Origin of the sequence: Marinomonas phaeophyticola (genome assembly GCF_026966905.1) — a bacterium.
GTDB classification, from domain to species: domain Bacteria; phylum Pseudomonadota; class Gammaproteobacteria; order Pseudomonadales; family Marinomonadaceae; genus Marinomonas; species Marinomonas phaeophyticola.
The window spans coordinates 228,815-245,603 of record NZ_JAPUBN010000015.1; the positions used below are offsets into that span (position 1 = coordinate 228,815).

A 16,789-nucleotide genomic window follows, 5' to 3' on the forward strand; every position below is an offset into this window, starting at 1 on the left:
CGAACGACTGACTCTGTCAATATGTGTTGTTATGTTGCTATTAAAAGGGTTCGAGTGCCTTTAGTGGTTAGCCTTTGACGGCCCCAGCGGTTAATCCTCGAACAAAGTATTTACCTGCTAATACATAAACAATCAGTGTTGGTAGTGCGGCCATAATCGCAGCGGCCATATCCACGTTATATTCTTTTCCGCCGAAGCTGGTGTTCACTAGGTTGTTTAAAGCAACAGTAACCGGTTGCGTATCGAACCCAGAGAATGCCACTCCAAATAAGAAGTCATTCCAAATTTGAGTAAATTGCCAAATGACAGTTACCACAATAATTGGCGTCGAAATGGGCAAAATGATGCGGTAAAAAATAGTAAAGAATCCAGCGCCATCTAAACGAGCGGCTTTCACAAGTTCACCGGGTACCGACTGGTAAAAATTACGGAAGAATAAAGTAGTGAATGCCACACCATAGACAACATGGACAAAGACCAATCCTGTAGTGGTATTCGCTATGCCTAACCAACCAAGCGTGCGTGCCATTGGCAGCAAAATAACTTGGAAAGGAATGAAACAACCAATTAATAGAGCCGCAAAGAATAAATCGCTGCCGCGGAACTTCCACATGGAAATAACATAACCATTAATAGCACCCAATACGGTAGAGATGATCACCGCGGGGATGACTATTTGAAATGAATTTAAGAAAAAGGGTGAAATGCCGTCACAGGTACTGCCTGTACAAGCAGATGACCATGCTTTACTCCAGGAATCAAAATGCAAACTTGCAGGTAAAGACAATAGCGTCCCAGTTCGTATTTCTTCAACATCCTTTAAGGACGTAATAAGCATAACGATAAAAGGCAATAAATAAATGGCTGCGACACTGATTAATACCAGGTACAAGGCAACACGTAACAATCTTTCAATAGCGGTTGTTTTACGGCGAATGGCTTTAATATTACTCATTGCGCTCTCCTCGTAATTCAGAATAGAGATAAGGAACGAGTATGGCCAGTACACAGCCCAACATAACCATGGCAGAAGCCGAACCTAGCCCAATTTGGCTACGAGTAAAGGTATGTGCGTACATAAAGTTTGCTGGTAGGTCGGAAGAATACCCTGGTCCACCATTCGTTAATGCGGCCACCAAGTCGAAACTCTTAATGGCGATGTGGGACAAGATCACCATAGCACTGAAAAAGACAGGCTTTAAGGACGGTAAAATAATGCGACGGTAAGTGGTAAAGGTGTTCGCACCGTCTAATTGTGCGGCTTTAATAAGGTCGCCATCGACGCCTCTAAGGCCGGCTAGGAATAATGCCATCACAAAGCCAGACGCTTGCCAAACCGCGGCAATAACGAGACAGTAAACCACTTTATCTGGATTCACTAACCAATCAAATGTGAAGTCCGTGAAGCCCATATCGATCATGAGTTTTTCAAAACCGTTGGTTGGGTTGAGCAACCATTTCCACGCGGTACCCGTTACGATAAAAGAAATCGCCATTGGGTAAAGGTAAATGGTACGAATTGCCCCTTCAGAACGAATTTTTTGGTCTAGGAAAATGGCTAAAATGACACCAAGTACCAAACAAATAAGAATGAATAAACCACCGAAGATGCCCAAGTTAGTTAGGGCAACAATCCAGCGATCATTGTTAAAGAGACGCTCGTATTGGCTTAATCCAACAAAATCATAGGATGGCAGCATACGAGAGTTTGTCATGGAGAGTACGGCAGTCCAAATCATGTATCCATACATGCAAACCAAGGTGACAATAACCGTCGGTGCCATGACAATTTTAGGCATCCAATCTGCTAACGTTAGGCGTGCAGGTCGGCCTGCCCGAGCTTTATTAGGCTCAGCGTTAATGGCGTTTGTTTTCATAGTGTGATGCTTCAATCAGGAGAGAATATAAGAGGCTGGCTCGCTTGTAGCCAGCCTCGAAGAACGCTTACATACTTGCTTTAACGGCTCTAGCTAATTTGTCTACAGCCACTTCTGGAGTCATAGATTCATCATTGAAGTAGTTTGTTACTACATCATAGATAGCGCCTTGGACCATTGAAGAAGCCGCCATTCCATGAGCCATACTTGGTAGTAGATTACCTGTAGATGAGCTTGCTAGGAATGAGTCCATAGAAGAGTGTGCACAGGTGTCAAACTTCTCACGAGACATGTTTAGACGTGCAGGAATAGAACCTTTATTCAAGTTGAATGTTTCTTGGAATTCTGGTTCTAGGATCAGACGAGCCAAATCTTGTTGTGCTTTTTGGTTGTCTTCGCCTTTCACTTTAAACATCGCTAAGCTGTCGATGTTGAAGGTGAACATTTCACTTGTGCCTGGTGCTGGGTAGCAAACGTAATCAATACCTGCTTTTTTACCCGCTGCTGTAAATTCACCTTTCGCCCAGTCACCCATGATTTGCATTGCCGCATCACCATTGATAACCATAGACGTGGCAATGTTCCAATCACGACCAGAGAAACCGGAATCAACATAACCACGTACTTTTTTGAAGGTACGGAATACATCAATCATGTCTTCACTGCGCAGTGTTGTATCAGAAAGGCCAATAAAGGCACTGTTGTAGAATTTTGCGCCTTTTTCTAAAGCAATTGCTTCAAATAAGGTCGCGTCTTGCCATGCTTGTCCACCGTGAGCAAGAGGTGTGAAGCCTGCGGCTTTAATTTTATCGGCTTCGGTGATGAATTGTTTCCAAGTGGTTGGAATGCTTGCGCCAGATTTGCGGAAGACTTCAGGATTCGCCCATAACCAGTTTACACGGTGAACGTTTACAGGCGCCGCAACGTAATGACCTTCATGCTTCATTGTATTGCTAACTACTTGAGGTAGAACAACATCCCAGTCGCCTTTTTTAGCCACATCATCAAGATTTGTTAAGAAGCCTAGATCACCCCATTCTTGGATAGTTGGGCCTTTGATTTGAGCACTGGCTGGTGGGTTACCTGAAATAGCACGGGATTTTAAAACGGTCATGGCGGATTCACCTGCGCCACCTGCTACAGCGAAATCTTTCCACGTATGGCCTTCCTCTTCCATCAATCCTTTTAGGACATTGATAGAGGCCGCTTCACCGCCAGATGTCCACCAATGAAGTACTTCTACTTCACCAGCGTGAGTAGTTGCAGCAGAGATGGAGAAAGCAACGGCGGTTAAACTTAATGCAAGTTTTTTCATGTTAGTAACCCTTGTTATTTTTTTTATAGTCACCCACTTAATTAAAGTGGATTTTTAAGAATATTTTATCGTTTTCTGATTGGGTGTTTTTTATTACGACTGTTCTTAGAACAGAGACTTAAAATACACTTAAGAAAGCAATGAGCTAAATCTAGCAAAGACTAAGGATCAATGGGGTAAAGTAGAGCAACCTATTGTAACAAAGTCTTGCATAGGCGCATTTTAGTGGTTGTTGAAGAGGATTAACTTACTGATTTTTATATCTTTATAGGCTTTTATTTAGATGATTAAATTCAGTTTTCAGGAAGTCGATTAATAGTCTAAGTTTTTTGGATGCGGCGGTACCTGGGGGGAAAACGGCGAATACATTAATATCAATACATTGATAATCAGATAACACGCGTTCTAAACGGCCTTGTTGTATCCTTGGTAGAGCGTCATACATGGGAATGCGTCCGATACCGTTGCCGCCTTCAAGGAAAATGGTTCTTGCGGCCGCATTATTAGTACTGACCGCACCGTGAACGGCTAGACTGAAAGAACGACGTCCTTGTGTTAGATGCACCGTATCCGCCGCTGGTTTATAGACAACCCAATCGTGTTGATGTAAATCGTCTGGCTTTGTCGGTACTCCACGTTGTCGAAAATACTCTGGTGAACCACATAAACACGTTTCAAAAGTAGCGAGTTTACTTGCTTGTAAACCTGAGTCGATTAATGGTGCACCTCGAATCGCGAGATCAATGCCTTCTTTCATAATGTTGACTACCTCATCGCTGAGGGACACATCGAGTTCAATTAATGGATAAAGGCGTCTGAATGAATTTAAGGCTGGCACGACGATTTGCAGTCCTAGATTCACAGGGCAAGAGATTTTCAGCTTTCCAATCGGTTCTTGCTTGGCTTGTTCAATTTGTAGATTCGCTTCATGCGCTTGATGAGCAATATTACGGCAACGAGTGTAATAGGATTGACCGGTTTCTGTAAGAGATAAGGAGCGTGTGGTTCGATTGAGTAATTTGACACCGAGTTGCGCTTCTAACTTTTTTAGATGGTAGCTGACCACGCCACGGGATATTCCCATTGCTTTGGCGGCGGCGGTTAAACTGCCTTGATCAACCACTTGGGAAAAGACCACCATACTTTTTAACTGTTCGAAAGAAATTTCCATACGGTACACCTTGAGTTTATACACGATCAAGCATTCAGTAAATTGTATCAATAATTAGAACAATGATGTCAATTCCAGTCTTATATTCAAGTTTTATGTTGTTCAATATACTAAACACCATGAATTGATATTTAATAATTGCTGTTTAGGAAAAAATTATGTCAAATAAAAAAGTGTTATTTGTTCTAACATCACATGATGAGTTAGGTGGTACAGGTGAGAAAACAGGCTTTTGGGTTGAAGAGTTTGCGGCACCGTATTATGCATTTATCGATGCGGGTGTTGAGGTGACATTAGTGACTCCAAAAGGTGGTATTGCACCGATTGATCCAAAAAGTGAATTACCTGATTTTCAGACAGAGGCGACTAAGCGCTTTTATGACGATCCAGTGACTCAAGATAAAGTTGCAGCGACTCACTTATTAGGTGATGTTTCTGAAGCTGATTTTGATGCCGTTTTTTATCCAGGAGGTCATGGACCGCTTTGGGACCTAACGGAAAATCCCTTGTCTATTGCATTGATTGAAGCGTTTATCCGTGCGGAAAAAACCGTTGCTTCAGTGTGTCATGCGCCGAGTGCCTTTTTAAATATAAAAGATGCTAATGGTGAGTTTTATGTGAAAGGACGTTCTGTTACTGGCTTTAGTAATAGTGAGGAAGAGGCGGTGCAGTTAACGAATGTTGTGCCTTTCTTATTAGAGGATGAACTGATTGCTCGTGGTGGCAATTATCATAAAAATGCAGACTGGACGCCTTTTGCGGTTCAAGATGGGCTCATGATTACCGGTCAAAATCCTGCAAGCTCTGAGTTGGTTGCTGAAAAGTTATTGGCGATATTGAAGGCATAAGCTTTTGAAGTGACCATTCTTTAAAAGAAAAGAAAAGAAAAGAAAAGAAAAGACCTCATTGAAGGTCTTTTCTTGTTTAAACAGTGGTAAAACTAAACTTCGTAATCTAGCACCACGATGTCTTCTAACATGGGAATAAATTGTTGTTTGAGTTCTTCATGATCTGGATGAGGTAGATAAGCATCTCTTGCACTTTCATCTACAAAGTCAATTACCACACAATGGGTGTAGCCCTTGTTTAGACCTTCTTGACTGTTGTTTTTCCCGCAATCAACCGTCTCTATACCGGGGATTTTTGTGTTTATCCCTCTGAACACCATAAAAATAGATGCGATGTCCTTTTCTCGAACGTCTTCATTAAATTTAATAAAAAGTATGTGTCTAATCATAGCGATCCCTCTCATCAGTAAGTGAATGTCTGGTTAATGAGCAGACAGTAAAGCAAGTAAAGAAAGAAATGTAAAAGGTCAATTTTGTACAATACTTAGACGGTCGTAATAGGGATAGTAAAAGCCTCTTTTATTATGATGGAATTATTGAAATGACTTTATCGTTAATTGTTTCTATGTCCTTGTTTTCATTAGCGGCATCCCTTTCACCTGGTCCCGTCAACTTGGTGGGTATTGGGAGTGGCGCTCGTTATGGTGCTTTTATCGGGCTGAGGTTTGTTACCGGAGCAACGGTCGGTTTTATTGTCTTGTTTGTGTCTGTGGGCTTAAGTTTGCAGTACATGGTGGCTTTCTTGCCTATGATTACACCCGTATTACAATGGGGAGGAGTGATCTTCTTATTACACTTAAGTTATCAGTTATTTCGGGATAATGGTGAAATTAATATAAAGGATGCCACTAACGTACCTTCCTTTATGACGGGCGCTTATATGCAATGGTTGAACCCTAAAGCGTGGTTGGCTTCGCTAGCTGGTATTGTGTCCTACATTCCAGAGGCAGATGGCCAGAGTTTGGTGATATTTTCTAGTGTGTATTTTGTTATTTGCTGGTTGTCTTTAAGTGTCTGGGTTATGGCCGGTGTTATACTAGGACGTTTTATTGAGGAGACTAACACAATGAAAAGACTGAATAAGGTATTAGCTATTTTACTCGCAGGCAGCTGTGTTTTTATTATTGTATAAGTTTTACTAAAAGGTTTTTGTTGCACGTGAGTCGTCACTTCTTGCTTTGATATTGTTTTGGTGTTGCCGCCACTCTTTGTTTAAAGCTTCTCTGAAAGTGGGCTTGATCATTAAAGCCTACAGTTTGAGCAATATCGACAATATTGCATCCTGATTTTAAGGCGATCTGTCCTTCTTGGATGCGTTTATTTAGCCGGTAAGCATGAGGGGACATACTAAAATGCTTAGTGAAGGATCTAACAAGGTAGCTCGTGCTGATATTGAAACGCTGACTTAATTGCTTGATAGACTGATTATCTAAATAATATTCATCTAGGTAGGCCGCCACCGCTAAAATTGTAGCGGGTGGTGATGGTTTCTTACGGCCAATTCTTTGCTGATTTTCACTATATAAGTATTCAAATAAACGCACTAAATACGATTTTAACATGGCGGCTTTTTGCGCATTAAGTTCGTTTTTTTGGGTACACGTATCCCTCATTAAACAGTGAGCTAATTGTATGAACTTTTTATAGAAATATTCTGATTTGAGGGTATCCATATTCGCTGAATAAAAGTCAATGTGGGGCGATAGCCCAGACTCATACAGAATACCGGCTAGCCAGGAGACATCAATGTGCATCATATAATAGGCCCAAGGAGAGTTAGGCAATGGATTGCATGCATGCACAATATTTGGGTCCATCATCACTATGTCGCCATGAGACACTGTGTGCTGTCTATCCGCACATAAAAACGCACTTTTCCCATCCAATATAGCGCCAATCGACCATTCTCTATGGGAGTGGGCGGCATAAGCGACTTTGTGTCCATCAGGAACGTATCTTAATTCAACTTGTGGCAGTGCATCATCACGCCAGAATAAAGGATGTGTGGATGGAGTCATTATGGATGCCATAAGTGATTTATGAATCACAAGTATGGCATGGAATGGGTACAAATGCCGATGAAGATCGTAAAAAAATAACCTTAAAAGTACTTATTCAGCCGCATTAAATGCTCTTTATTTTCCTTTGTATCCTTTTGACATAGGCTGAATGAAACCGACGTGTTTAATTCATATGAATTTCGTCGGAGCATAGAAGAACAAGCGGCAAGACTGACTGTATTACGGGCTTCGGGTGAAGATTTGTTCAGTGTCAGGCAAGACGCAATTCATTACTCCGATCTGTCTAGTGGTGTCAGCAAAGAAGAGTTCGTCTTAATGGATCAAACGATTCATGAAAACTTAGTGTCTCTTCAGTGTGTTATGAAGATGAGAGGCTCATGCTTTTCTCTCACTCTTGTTTTTTAATCCTTACTTAGTTGTTTTCTTTACGGGTAGATAACATCACCTTCAACATCAGTATAACGCTAAGAGATATCGCCCAAAATAGCGTTTAACCTATCTGTCTACTATGATTTTACTATCTTGAGCTTAGGCCGTGTTTTATTGCTTATGACAGAATGAGGATGGTTCAAATAAGAATGCACTTTAATCTAGCGCTGTTGCTTCCATCTGGATTTCGCGTGCACTGATCTGAAACAGAAAAAATATTTTCTACCGAAACTTATAGTAATAAAAACCTCCTCTATAGTTAATGTAATAATAGCGTCAATAGCAAGCTAGATGAATCATCTTATATTGTTTAAATATATGGTTTTATAAACTATTGGTTCATTAATTGCTTAAATTATAAAACGTTAACAAAACGCTGGTGTATTGTTGTTAAGTCGTTTAATAATTAGTTTCTGTATGTAGAAAACTGCAAACTGAACTAATAATAAAAACAGTGGAGAATGAGAAATGTTGATGAAAAATATAGTAACTGGTTCTATTTTAGCAGGTGGCTTAGTTGCCTCAGCGAGTGCTGCTCAATGGCATATGCCGACCCCTTATGGTGATTCGAACCATCCAACTAAAATTGCTTACCAATTTGCAGAAGAAATTAAAGAGAAAACAAACGGTGAGTTAGACATTACCGTGCATTCAGGTGCGTCTTTAGTTAAGCATCCAGAAATCCCTCGTGCCGTTAAAACTGGACAAGTGCAAATGGGTGAAGTGTTTATTGGTATCATGGGTAACACACACCCTATCTTTAAACATGACAATATTCCTTTTTTAGCGACTAACTATGATGACGCTAAAAAATTATGGAATGCCGCAAAACCTGAGATGCAAAAGCAATTGAATAAAGAAGGTATGACTCTGCTTTATTCTGTCGCTTGGCCTGCTCAGAGCTTGTACAGTAAAGACGCCGTTAACTCTTTAGCGGATCTTGAAGGGTCAAGAATGCGAGCTTACAGTCCGTCAACATCACGTTTGGCGGATCTAATGGGAACCACTCCAACAACGATTCAAGTACCAGAGATTCCTCAAGCATTCAGTACTGGGATCATTGATGCCATGATTACTTCTCCCTCAACTGGCGCTAATGGTCAAGCATGGGATTATGTGAAAAATTATACGGATATCCAAGCTTGGATTCCTAAAAATGTGGTTGTTGTGAATACTCGATCGTTCAAACGCTTGGATAAAGGGACTCAAAAAATTATCCTAGATGCGGCGGCAAATGCAGAAAAGCGTGGTTGGGAAATTGTTCAATCAGAAGCAAAAAAAGATACTCAGACTCTAATTGATCATGGCATTGTGGTGGCTCAACCTTCTGAAACTTTGTTAAAGGAATTGGCGGTTATCGGTGAAACTATGGAAGCAGAGTGGTTGGCTGAATCCGGTCCAGAAATTAAAGCTTTGATAGAAAATTACAAAAAGTAACTCTATAAAGGTCATTAGTATTCTTTGCTAATGGCCTTATTTAAAAAGGCTTTTCTTATGCGTAAATTTTTAAATAACATGTATTTGGCCTCTGGCTACCTTTCCGGTTTTTGTATTCTTCTTATTACTTTGTTGATTGTTTCTCAAGTCATTGGTCGCTTATTTGGCTTTATTGTTCCATCTGTCGAAGATTTTTCTGGCTATAGTTTAGCGGCGGCGACTTTCTTTGGCTTAGCTTATACTTTTCGAGAGGGTGGTCACATTCGTGTGAGCTTAGCAATTAAGTTTTTGCCTGCTAGCTCAAGGCGCATTCAGGAATTGTTTATCTTGGCAGTTGCTTTACTACTTTGTGCGTTTATGTCGTTTTATACCATCCACCTTTCTTGGGAATCGTACATTTTTGAAGAAGTCTCTTATGGCTATATACCTGTTCCTATTTGGTTACCTCAAGTGCCTGTTGCCTTAGGTATGGTGATGTTCACTATTGCTATCGCGGATGATTTTTTCTGTACATTGTTGGGTCAAACACCTAACTATTTGAAGCATGAAGACGAACTTGATGTTGAATCGGGTTTAGGGGGAGATAATTAATGGATACCCTTATTTTATCGACGGTATTGGCCGTTGCGTTATTACTTATGCTTGCTTCTGGTTTCTGGGTGGCACTGTCTCTTGTTGGAGTGGGTGTGCTAGGTCTGGTTTTATCTGGAAACGATCAAATAGGTTTATTATTTGCTACCGCGACCTGGGGAGCAAGTACGTCTTGGTCTCTTACGGCTCTGCCTTTATTCATCTGGATGGGCGAGATTCTGTTTAGAACAAGGTTATCAGAAGATCTTTTTAAAGGTCTGTCGCCGTTATTAAGTGGGCTACCTGGGCGTCTATTGCATGTAAATGTATTGAGTTGTGGCATTTTTGCTGCTGTTTCTGGTTCTTCTGCTGCAACGGCCGCAACAATAGGGCGCATGACACTGCCTGAGTTAAAAGCGCGTGGTTACAGTGAACGTATGGCTGTGGGGACCTTAGCGGGATCGGGAACCTTAGGGCTATTGATTCCACCCTCTATTATTCTGATTGTTTACGGTGTGGCAGCAGAAGTCTCGATTGGTCGATTGTTTATTGCTGGCGCTTTACCTGGCCTCTTATTAGTAACCTTGTTCATGGGGTATACGGCATGTTGGGCTTTATTAAATAAAGATGAATTACCAAAAAATTCCGATGAAAAAATTAGCGCTAAAGATAAAATTTTAGCCTTACAAAAACTGTTTCCTATTGTTGGTTTGATTGTTTTTGTTTTGGGTTCTATTTATGGCGGCTTAACTACCCCGACTGAAGCGGCGGCGTTAGGTGTTGTGGGTGCATTGTTTTTAGCGTTTGCTTCCAAGGCTTTGACGCGTAAAAGTTTTCTAGAGAGCTTACAAGGGGCGGTAAAAAGCTCTTGTATGATAGGTCTTATTTTAGTTGGAGCGCACTTTCTCACCTTGGCGATGGGTTTTTTAGGTATCCCAAAATCATTAGCATTTTGGATTTCTGAAATGAGTTTGTCACCTGTAGAGCTGCTACTTTACTTGACAGTATTGTTTGTTGTTCTTGGTTGTTTTTTAGATGGTATTTCTGTGGTGGTTTTAACAACGGCCGTTGTCTTACCTATGGTGCAGCAAGCGGGTATTGATCTATTGTGGTTTGGTATCTATATCGTGTTGGTGGTTGAAATGTCGCAAATCACGCCTCCCGTAGGGTTTAATCTCTTCGTCATCCAGGCGCTGACAGGTAAGGACATATTGTATGTTGCGCGGGCGGCACTACCTTTTTTCCTCCTTATTTTATTTGCTGTGGTATTGATTACTTGGTTCCCTCAAATAGTAACCTTTTTACCAACTAATATGACCGGGGGATAAGGCAATGCCAGATAAAGTGATTGTTGCATCTTCTCACTTGTTGTCGGAAAAAGGTGCATCATTAAGTGAGTTTGAATTCGGCATGATTATCGCGAACAGTGCTTTTCAACGTTGGATGATGCACTGTGCGAAGACCAGTGGTGTGGTGGATTTAGCGCCTTTGGATATTTTAATTGTGCATCATATTAACCATAGAGAGCGCTCTAAACGCTTGTCTGATATTTGCTTTGTACTAAATGTTGAAGATGTGCATACGGTCAACTATTCTGTGAAAAAGCTGTTAAAACGTAACCTTATCCAAGGTGAAAAAGTGGGTAAAGAAATGTTTTATAGGACCAGTGAAGAAGGGCAGGTTTTTTGTAAACGTTATCGAGAAGTGAGAGAGGATTGTTTGGTTGATTCTCTTAAAAGTTTCAATTTCTCTCCGGATAAATTGACTGAGATTGCAGAAAACTTGCGGGCGTTATCTGGCTTATATGATCAAGCCTCTAGAGAAGCCGCATCTTTATAATTATCGCCTTGAAAATAGGTGATAGAAAGAGAGGGTTGCCTAAATAGGTGGCCTTTTTTTTGAAATAAAAAACTTTTAAAATTTATTTATTAGGATGATTAAACTTTTAATATTCAATTTAAAAGTTTATATGACCAAGTTATTGTCTGATTATAGAATAATCTGAAATTAGATGATTTAATTCGAAAATACGTTATTTGAGGTGTGTTTATGTCTATTGAAAATGGTACTCCGTTAGCGCTTCTCTCTCCAAAACAGGTGCGAGAGCAGATTCGTTCCGGTCAATGGAAAGCGAATACGTCAGGAGTCGCATCAGGATACGTTCAAGGGAATATTGTTATTTTGCCGAAAGCATGGGCAGATGACTTCTTAAAGTTTTGTCAGATGAATCCTAAGGCTTGCCCAATTGTTGGTATGTCGGATGAGCCTGGTGATTTTTTATTGCCTTCCGTTGGTGACGATGTGGATATTCGTACCGACGTTCCTAGTTATAAAGTTTTCCATGATGGTGTTTTTGTGGAAGAAGTGCATGATATTACGTCTATTTGGCAAGATGATTTAGTGACGTTTGTTTTAGGTTGCTCCTTTTCTTTTGAAGAACCTCTCATTGCCGATGGCTTAGAAGTGCGGAACATTACTGAAGGCGTTAACGTGCCTATGTATCGTACTAATATTGCATGTCGTTCAGCTGGGCCATTCTCAGGAACTACAGTGGTCAGTATGCGCCCAATGGTTCCTAAAGATGCGATTCGTGCCATTCAAATCTGTACTCGCTTTCCTTCTGTACATGGTGCACCTTTACATTTTGGTGATCCAGCGGCGATTGGTGTACACGATATCGCTGCTCCTGACTTTGGTGATGCGGTGACAATTAAAGAGGGCGAAGTTCCGGTGTTCTGGGCATGCGGAGTAACACCTCAAGTGGCATTGGAACAAGCCAAACCTCCTTTTTGTATTACTCACAGTCCTGGTTGCATGCTAGTGACCGACATGCGTAATAGCCAATTGGCTATTTTATAAAACTGACTAGTGATGTAGGAGAAACGAAAATGACGATGAAATTAAATTGCGATTTGGGTGAAGGTTACGGTTCTTGGAAAATGGGCTTAGACAGCTTAGCTATGCCTCATATTGACCAAGCGAATATTGCTTGTGGTTTTCATGCTGGCGATCCTCAGTGGATGCTAAAAACGCTGGCTTTAGCGGCAACACATGGGGTTGAAGTCGGCGCTCATCCTGGGTATCCAGACCTAGTGGGTTTTGGCCGTCGTAGTATGAAATGCTCGGCAGACGAGGTTCATGGATTGATGTTGTATCAAATGTCTGCTCTTGATGGTATGGCACGCAGTCACGGACTGGAAATGACGTATGTGAAGCCTCATGGTGCGTTGTACAACGATATGATGGCAAACAGCGAACTCCGCGGCCAGATTATGCAAGCCGTAGCCAAATTTTATCGACCTATTCGCTTAGTATTGCAAGCGACGCCTGAAGCATCAGAACATCGTAAAGAAGCGGCTCAATACGGTATCGAAGTGGCGTTTGAAGCCTTTGCTGATCGTTGTTATGCGGACGATGGCAAATTACTGGCTCGCTCTAAAGAAGGTGCTGTGCATACTAAAGATAAGATGCTTGCTCAAGTTCTGCAATTAGTTGAGAAAGGCACTATTACTACGGTGAGTGGGCATGAGTTGACCTTAGATGTGGATACGCTTTGTGTTCATGGTGACAATGAAGCTGGAGTACGCTCAATTGAAGCCATTAGGGAGATGTTGTCCTAATGAGTGCTTCGATGAGGATAGACATCGCTGGTGAGAATACGCTGATAGTGTATTTTGCCGAGGTAGCCAGCGAGCAGTCTGCTGCGGATGTATTCACAGCAACTCAAGCGTTAGAAGAATTGGTTGGTCATGGTGTTATTGATTTCATTCCTTCTTATGCGTCTTTGTTAGTCATTTACGACGATGATGTGTTTGATTTTTACGCCATGCGTAATGAAATTGTTCAGCGTTTGAAATCGAATCAAAAAGGGGCTCTGACTAAAGAAAGTCGTTTAGTGGCGCTCCCTGTCTATTATGGTGCCGATGCGGGTCCAGATTTAGCGGAACTTGCCGAAACAGCGAAATTATCGATAGCTGAGGTGATTGAAATTCATCAATCGCAAGCCTATCAAGTTTTTGCGATTGGCTTCGCGCCTGGTTTTGCTTTTCTAGGTGAGGTTGATCCACGGATTGCCGCTCCTAGAAAGTCGACGCCGAGAAAAGCGGTACCAAAGGGGGCCGTTGCGATTGCGGATCGTCAAACGGCCGTTTATCCAAGTGTTTCACCTGGCGGCTGGAACTTAATCGGTTTATGTCCAACCCCTATGTTTGATGCTAAAGCGACGCCTTGTATGCCAGTAGAAGTGGGTGACAAGGTGAAGTTTTATGCAATTAGTAAAGATGAGTATTTGGCGCTAGGAGGTGAGTTATGAAAATCCTGCAGCCAGGTGTGTTGGCCTTGATTCAAGATTTAGGGCGTATTGGGAAACATCGCATTGGATTAACGGTGGGTGGACCTATGGATCCATCGGCTTTTCGTTGGGCGAATCGTCTTTGTCATAATCCAGATAATGCCAGTGCTATAGAGATCAGCATTGGTGGTTTTGCGGCCGAGTTTTTAGAACCAGCGCAAATAGCGATTACTGGTGCGACGGTAGAAGTGAAAATTAATGGCAAAGCGGTCTCCATGTGGGAAACGTTAAATGTTCATGCTGGAGATACTTTAAAGCTGGGGTTTGCCACCGAAGGTTGTCGTATTTACCTTGCTATCCAAGGTGGTATTGAACTTGAGGCACATTTTGGCAGTACCGCCACAGTGGTGCGAGAAGGATTAGGTGGTTTGTCTGGTAAGCCCTTAGCAAAAGGGGATCTCATTAATGTATCGCATCGAGATAACAAGGCAAGACTTTCTATGCCGACCCAACATAGGCCCAATTATGCCGATCAATCGCCTCTTAGAGTCGTACTTGGTTATCAAGCTGAAAGTTTCAGTAGTTTGGATAAAGCACGTTTCTTTCATGGTGAATACACAGTAAGTGAGCGTATGGATCGAATGGGGTACCGTTTGACTGGTCCTGCTTGCCACTCGTCTGTATCGAGCTTGTTGTCTGAGGGGATCTCCCATGGTGCCATTCAAGTGCCGCCAGATGGGCAGCCTATTGTTTTATTGAATGATCGCCAAACGATTGGAGGTTATCCAAAGCTGGGTTCTGTAATGGCGTTAGATACAGCAAGATTGGCTCAAATGACCCAAGGTAAAAAAGTGCACTTTACTCCGGTGACAGTAGAAGAGGCGCACGTAATAAATATGCTAGCGCGTAATAAAGACGCGAATATAGAGCTTTTGCCTCTTTAACTTATGGCTAAATCAGCCCTGTTAGATTACATAAGATTGTCGGAGAAACTATGACAGATAATTTAGAGTCGATGAGTATTGCCATAGAAAATGCATTGGTAGCTAGAAACCTTCGAGGGATGGCAAGTGTGCGGCCTAGTTTAAAGCCAGGGTACTGCTTAAGGGCAGCCAAAACCTTATTTAGTGCTAAAGGCGTTGTGTTAATTGGCACGGGGTTTCCTGTGACAGACACCTTTGAAACGGATGGCCCTTTAGGTGCGATTGCTCTCTACCAAGCTTTAGAAGCGGTTGGCTCAACACCCTATATTGTCTGTGGTGCACCATTGTCAAAAGCATTAAGAGACGATTACCGAATTGTCGAGATTGAAGTGGGTAAACATGCGTATCAAGCTCAAGAGGCGAAAGCGGTTTTAGATGATTTGAAACCCAGTGTGGTCTTGTCTATTGAGAGACCCGGTCAAGCTGAAGACGGTAATTACTATAACATGCGTGGTGAGGACATCAGTGCTCGTACCGCGTGTTATGACACTTTCATGAAGCAAGCAAGCTGTCCTACGATTGCGATTGGTGATGGCGGTAATGAAATAGGCATGGGGAATGTGGCGCAAGCATTGAAGTCTTTGGACATTGTTGCTGCTCAAACAGGATGTGATGAATTGTTGGTTGCGGATGTCTCAAATTGGGGAGGCTACGGTCTTATTGCCATAATGGGGTATTTAGAGAACCGTGATTTACTGGCTGAATTTGAGCCGGTAGTAACGCTTCAGTATTTGTCTAAACTGGGTAGTGTTGATGGTGTCACTCGTCTTAATCAATTAACTGAGGATGGCTTGGATTCTTCAGTTGGTGATGAGGTGATATTGGAGTTACGTAAATTGACCGGTTTTGATGTGTCTAATAAGACAAAATAAGCACTTTGTGGCGTAAGCCATTATTTATTATTGATTGATTTTTTATGTGGAGAACACTATGAACACTGTTTATTTGAATGGCTCATTTATGCCTATTGAGGAAGCGAAAATTTCCCCATTGGACCGTGGCTTTTTATTTGGTGATGGTATTTATGAAGTGATTCCTTCTTACGAAGGCAAGACAGTGGGATTAGAGCCACATATGCAACGTATGTTTGATGGCATGTCGGCTATTGGCATTCAATGCAATAAGTCTCTTGAAGAGTGGAAAGCATTAATTCAAGAATTAATTTCACTTAATGGAGGGGGCAATTTAGGCATCTATTTGCAAGTAAGTCGTGGAGCCGATGTTAAACGCTATCATGCTTATCCTAAAGATGTTGAACCAACTGTCTTTGCGATGGTAATGGCGATTAAACCGGCTGTCGAAGCGGATGCAAGTACAGCAAAAGGCTTCTCTGTTGCGACTACTCAAGACATGCGCTGGAAGCGTTGTCAAATTAAGTCTACTGCGTTACTTGGTAATGTAATGCATTTCCAAGAAGGCTATGCGAGCGGTAATGATGAGATTCTTTTATACAATGAAGATAATTTCTTAACTGAAGCAAGCTCTTCTAATGCCTTTATCGTTAAAGATGGTGTTGTGCTAACGCCTATTCAAGATAATCAAATTTTACCGGGGATTACTCGTAAGCTCATTCTTGATATTTTAGAAAAAGACGGCTCGATTCCATTTGAAGTGCGTAATATCTCAATGGAAGAAGTCTTTAATGCGGATGAAATTTGGGTGACCAGCTCCAGCAAAGAGTTAGCTCCAGTCACTGTTATTGATGGGAAACCAGTCGGTAATGGAAAGGTAGGTGGCGTTTGGGAAGCCGCGTTTAAACTTTATACTCAATTTAAGTTTGACTATTAAAAGATAAAACAATTCTCTGTTTTGGGTAATAGCATAGTGAACAGTATCTATCATGTTGC

19 protein-coding genes are annotated in these 16,789 nt (G+C 41.7%); 13 read left to right on the top strand and 6 right to left on the bottom strand.

The window, feature by feature from the left end:
• Nucleotides 1-67: 67 nt before the first annotated feature.
• The 4 genes from O1D97_RS10155 to O1D97_RS10170 form a co-directional block, all read right to left on the bottom strand.
• Nucleotides 68-955, bottom strand: coding sequence for a carbohydrate ABC transporter permease (locus tag O1D97_RS10155; RefSeq protein ID WP_269125265.1), 888 nt, complete (start codon nt 953-955; stop codon nt 68-70).
• Complete coding sequence (locus O1D97_RS10160) at nt 948-1,877, bottom strand: carbohydrate ABC transporter permease (protein WP_269125267.1); 930 nt, start codon at nt 1,875-1,877, stop codon at nt 948-950. The genes O1D97_RS10155 and O1D97_RS10160 overlap by 8 nt, the downstream gene beginning before the upstream one ends.
• Before the next feature lie 67 nt (nt 1,878-1,944).
• Nucleotides 1,945-3,192 carry an ABC transporter substrate-binding protein gene (locus O1D97_RS10165; RefSeq protein ID WP_269125269.1) on the bottom strand — a complete coding sequence of 416 codons (1,248 nt, stop codon included), beginning with the start codon at nt 3,190-3,192 and terminating at the stop codon, nt 1,945-1,947.
• A gap of 265 nt (nt 3,193-3,457) precedes the next feature.
• Nucleotides 3,458-4,363, bottom strand: coding sequence for a LysR family transcriptional regulator (locus O1D97_RS10170; protein ID WP_269125271.1), 906 nt, complete (start codon nt 4,361-4,363; stop codon nt 3,458-3,460).
• A gap of 158 nt (nt 4,364-4,521) precedes the next feature.
• Here O1D97_RS10170 and O1D97_RS10175 point away from each other — a divergent pair, with 158 nt between their 5' ends.
• Complete coding sequence (locus O1D97_RS10175) at nt 4,522-5,211, top strand: type 1 glutamine amidotransferase domain-containing protein (RefSeq protein WP_269125272.1); 690 nt, start codon at nt 4,522-4,524, stop codon at nt 5,209-5,211.
• A 92-nt stretch (nt 5,212-5,303) separates the two neighbouring features.
• Here O1D97_RS10175 and O1D97_RS10180 read toward each other — a convergent pair whose 3' ends face one another.
• Nucleotides 5,304-5,600 carry a Dabb family protein gene (locus tag O1D97_RS10180; RefSeq protein ID WP_269125273.1) on the bottom strand — a complete coding sequence of 99 codons (297 nt, stop codon included), beginning with the start codon at nt 5,598-5,600 and terminating at the stop codon, nt 5,304-5,306.
• 152 nt (nt 5,601-5,752) lie between these two features.
• Between O1D97_RS10180 and O1D97_RS10185 the strand changes: the two genes are divergently transcribed.
• Nucleotides 5,753-6,343, top strand: coding sequence for a LysE family translocator (locus tag O1D97_RS10185; RefSeq protein WP_269125275.1), 591 nt, complete (start codon nt 5,753-5,755; stop codon nt 6,341-6,343).
• 34 nt (nt 6,344-6,377) lie between these two features.
• Here O1D97_RS10185 and O1D97_RS10190 read toward each other — a convergent pair whose 3' ends face one another.
• Nucleotides 6,378-7,229, bottom strand: a complete 852-nt coding sequence (locus O1D97_RS10190) for an AraC family transcriptional regulator (protein ID WP_269125277.1) — start codon at nt 7,227-7,229, stop codon at nt 6,378-6,380.
• Nucleotides 7,230-7,391: 162 nt separating this feature from the next.
• Between O1D97_RS10190 and O1D97_RS10195 the strand changes: the two genes are divergently transcribed.
• From O1D97_RS10195 to O1D97_RS10245, 11 genes are all read left to right on the top strand, one after another.
• Entirely contained in the window at nt 7,392-7,637 is a 246-nt protein-coding gene (locus tag O1D97_RS10195; protein ID WP_269125279.1) for a hypothetical protein, read from the top strand.
• A 498-nt stretch (nt 7,638-8,135) separates the two neighbouring features.
• Nucleotides 8,136-9,098: a TRAP transporter substrate-binding protein gene (locus O1D97_RS10200; protein ID WP_330221469.1), complete on the top strand. Its 963-nt coding sequence runs from the start codon at nt 8,136-8,138 to the stop codon at nt 9,096-9,098.
• Between the two features lie 57 nt (nt 9,099-9,155).
• A complete protein-coding gene (locus tag O1D97_RS10205) occupies nt 9,156-9,689 on the top strand; it encodes a TRAP transporter small permease (RefSeq protein ID WP_269125282.1) in 534 nt (177 codons plus the stop codon).
• The gene (locus tag O1D97_RS10210; protein WP_269125284.1) at nt 9,689-10,996 is read left to right on the top strand and encodes a TRAP transporter large permease; all 1,308 of its coding nucleotides are present in this window, start codon (nt 9,689-9,691) and stop codon (nt 10,994-10,996) included. Before O1D97_RS10205 ends, O1D97_RS10210 begins: the two co-directional genes overlap by 1 nt.
• Before the next feature lie 4 nt (nt 10,997-11,000).
• Nucleotides 11,001-11,507, top strand: a complete 507-nt coding sequence (locus tag O1D97_RS10215; protein ID WP_269125286.1) for a winged helix DNA-binding protein — start codon at nt 11,001-11,003, stop codon at nt 11,505-11,507.
• A 210-nt stretch (nt 11,508-11,717) separates the two neighbouring features.
• Nucleotides 11,718-12,527, top strand: coding sequence for a putative hydro-lyase (locus tag O1D97_RS10220; RefSeq protein WP_269125288.1), 810 nt, complete (start codon nt 11,718-11,720; stop codon nt 12,525-12,527).
• A gap of 29 nt (nt 12,528-12,556) precedes the next feature.
• Nucleotides 12,557-13,288 carry a 5-oxoprolinase subunit PxpA gene (locus tag O1D97_RS10225; RefSeq protein ID WP_269125290.1) on the top strand — a complete coding sequence of 244 codons (732 nt, stop codon included), beginning with the start codon at nt 12,557-12,559 and terminating at the stop codon, nt 13,286-13,288.
• Complete coding sequence (pxpB, locus tag O1D97_RS10230) at nt 13,288-13,980, top strand: 5-oxoprolinase subunit PxpB (protein ID WP_269125292.1); 693 nt, start codon at nt 13,288-13,290, stop codon at nt 13,978-13,980. Before O1D97_RS10225 ends, pxpB begins: the two co-directional genes overlap by 1 nt.
• A complete protein-coding gene (locus O1D97_RS10235; protein ID WP_269125294.1) occupies nt 13,977-14,903 on the top strand; it encodes a 5-oxoprolinase subunit C family protein in 927 nt (308 codons plus the stop codon). The genes pxpB and O1D97_RS10235 overlap by 4 nt, the downstream gene beginning before the upstream one ends.
• 50 nt (nt 14,904-14,953) lie before the next feature.
• The gene (locus O1D97_RS10240; RefSeq protein WP_269125296.1) at nt 14,954-15,814 is read left to right on the top strand and encodes a DUF4392 domain-containing protein; all 861 of its coding nucleotides are present in this window, start codon (nt 14,954-14,956) and stop codon (nt 15,812-15,814) included.
• Nucleotides 15,815-15,872: 58 nt separating this feature from the next.
• A complete protein-coding gene (locus tag O1D97_RS10245) occupies nt 15,873-16,730 on the top strand; it encodes a D-amino acid aminotransferase (protein ID WP_269125298.1) in 858 nt (285 codons plus the stop codon).
• Nucleotides 16,731-16,789 lie beyond the last annotated feature (59 nt).

Coding starts and splice junctions, on each gene's coding strand:
- O1D97_RS10240 (WP_269125296.1), top strand. CDS start 14,954: ATGACAGATAATTTAGAGTCGATGAGTATTGCCATAGAAAATGCATTG.
- pxpB (WP_269125292.1), top strand. CDS start 13,288: ATGAGTGCTTCGATGAGGATAGACATCGCTGGTGAGAATACGCTGATA.
- O1D97_RS10190 (WP_269125277.1), bottom strand. CDS start 7,229: ATGACTCCATCCACACATCCTTTATTCTGGCGTGATGATGCACTGCCA.
- O1D97_RS10155 (WP_269125265.1), bottom strand. CDS start 955: ATGAGTAATATTAAAGCCATTCGCCGTAAAACAACCGCTATTGAAAGA.
- O1D97_RS10215 (WP_269125286.1), top strand. CDS start 11,001: ATGCCAGATAAAGTGATTGTTGCATCTTCTCACTTGTTGTCGGAAAAA.
- O1D97_RS10210 (WP_269125284.1), top strand. CDS start 9,689: ATGGATACCCTTATTTTATCGACGGTATTGGCCGTTGCGTTATTACTT.
- O1D97_RS10160 (WP_269125267.1), bottom strand. CDS start 1,877: ATGAAAACAAACGCCATTAACGCTGAGCCTAATAAAGCTCGGGCAGGC.
- O1D97_RS10220 (WP_269125288.1), top strand. CDS start 11,718: ATGTCTATTGAAAATGGTACTCCGTTAGCGCTTCTCTCTCCAAAACAG.
- O1D97_RS10245 (WP_269125298.1), top strand. CDS start 15,873: ATGAACACTGTTTATTTGAATGGCTCATTTATGCCTATTGAGGAAGCG.
- O1D97_RS10235 (WP_269125294.1), top strand. CDS start 13,977: ATGAAAATCCTGCAGCCAGGTGTGTTGGCCTTGATTCAAGATTTAGGG.
- O1D97_RS10200 (WP_330221469.1), top strand. CDS start 8,136: ATGAAAAATATAGTAACTGGTTCTATTTTAGCAGGTGGCTTAGTTGCC.
- O1D97_RS10205 (WP_269125282.1), top strand. CDS start 9,156: ATGCGTAAATTTTTAAATAACATGTATTTGGCCTCTGGCTACCTTTCC.
- O1D97_RS10185 (WP_269125275.1), top strand. CDS start 5,753: ATGACTTTATCGTTAATTGTTTCTATGTCCTTGTTTTCATTAGCGGCA.
- O1D97_RS10180 (WP_269125273.1), bottom strand. CDS start 5,600: ATGATTAGACACATACTTTTTATTAAATTTAATGAAGACGTTCGAGAA.
- O1D97_RS10225 (WP_269125290.1), top strand. CDS start 12,557: ATGACGATGAAATTAAATTGCGATTTGGGTGAAGGTTACGGTTCTTGG.
- O1D97_RS10165 (WP_269125269.1), bottom strand. CDS start 3,192: ATGAAAAAACTTGCATTAAGTTTAACCGCCGTTGCTTTCTCCATCTCT.
- O1D97_RS10170 (WP_269125271.1), bottom strand. CDS start 4,363: ATGGAAATTTCTTTCGAACAGTTAAAAAGTATGGTGGTCTTTTCCCAA.
- O1D97_RS10175 (WP_269125272.1), top strand. CDS start 4,522: ATGTCAAATAAAAAAGTGTTATTTGTTCTAACATCACATGATGAGTTA.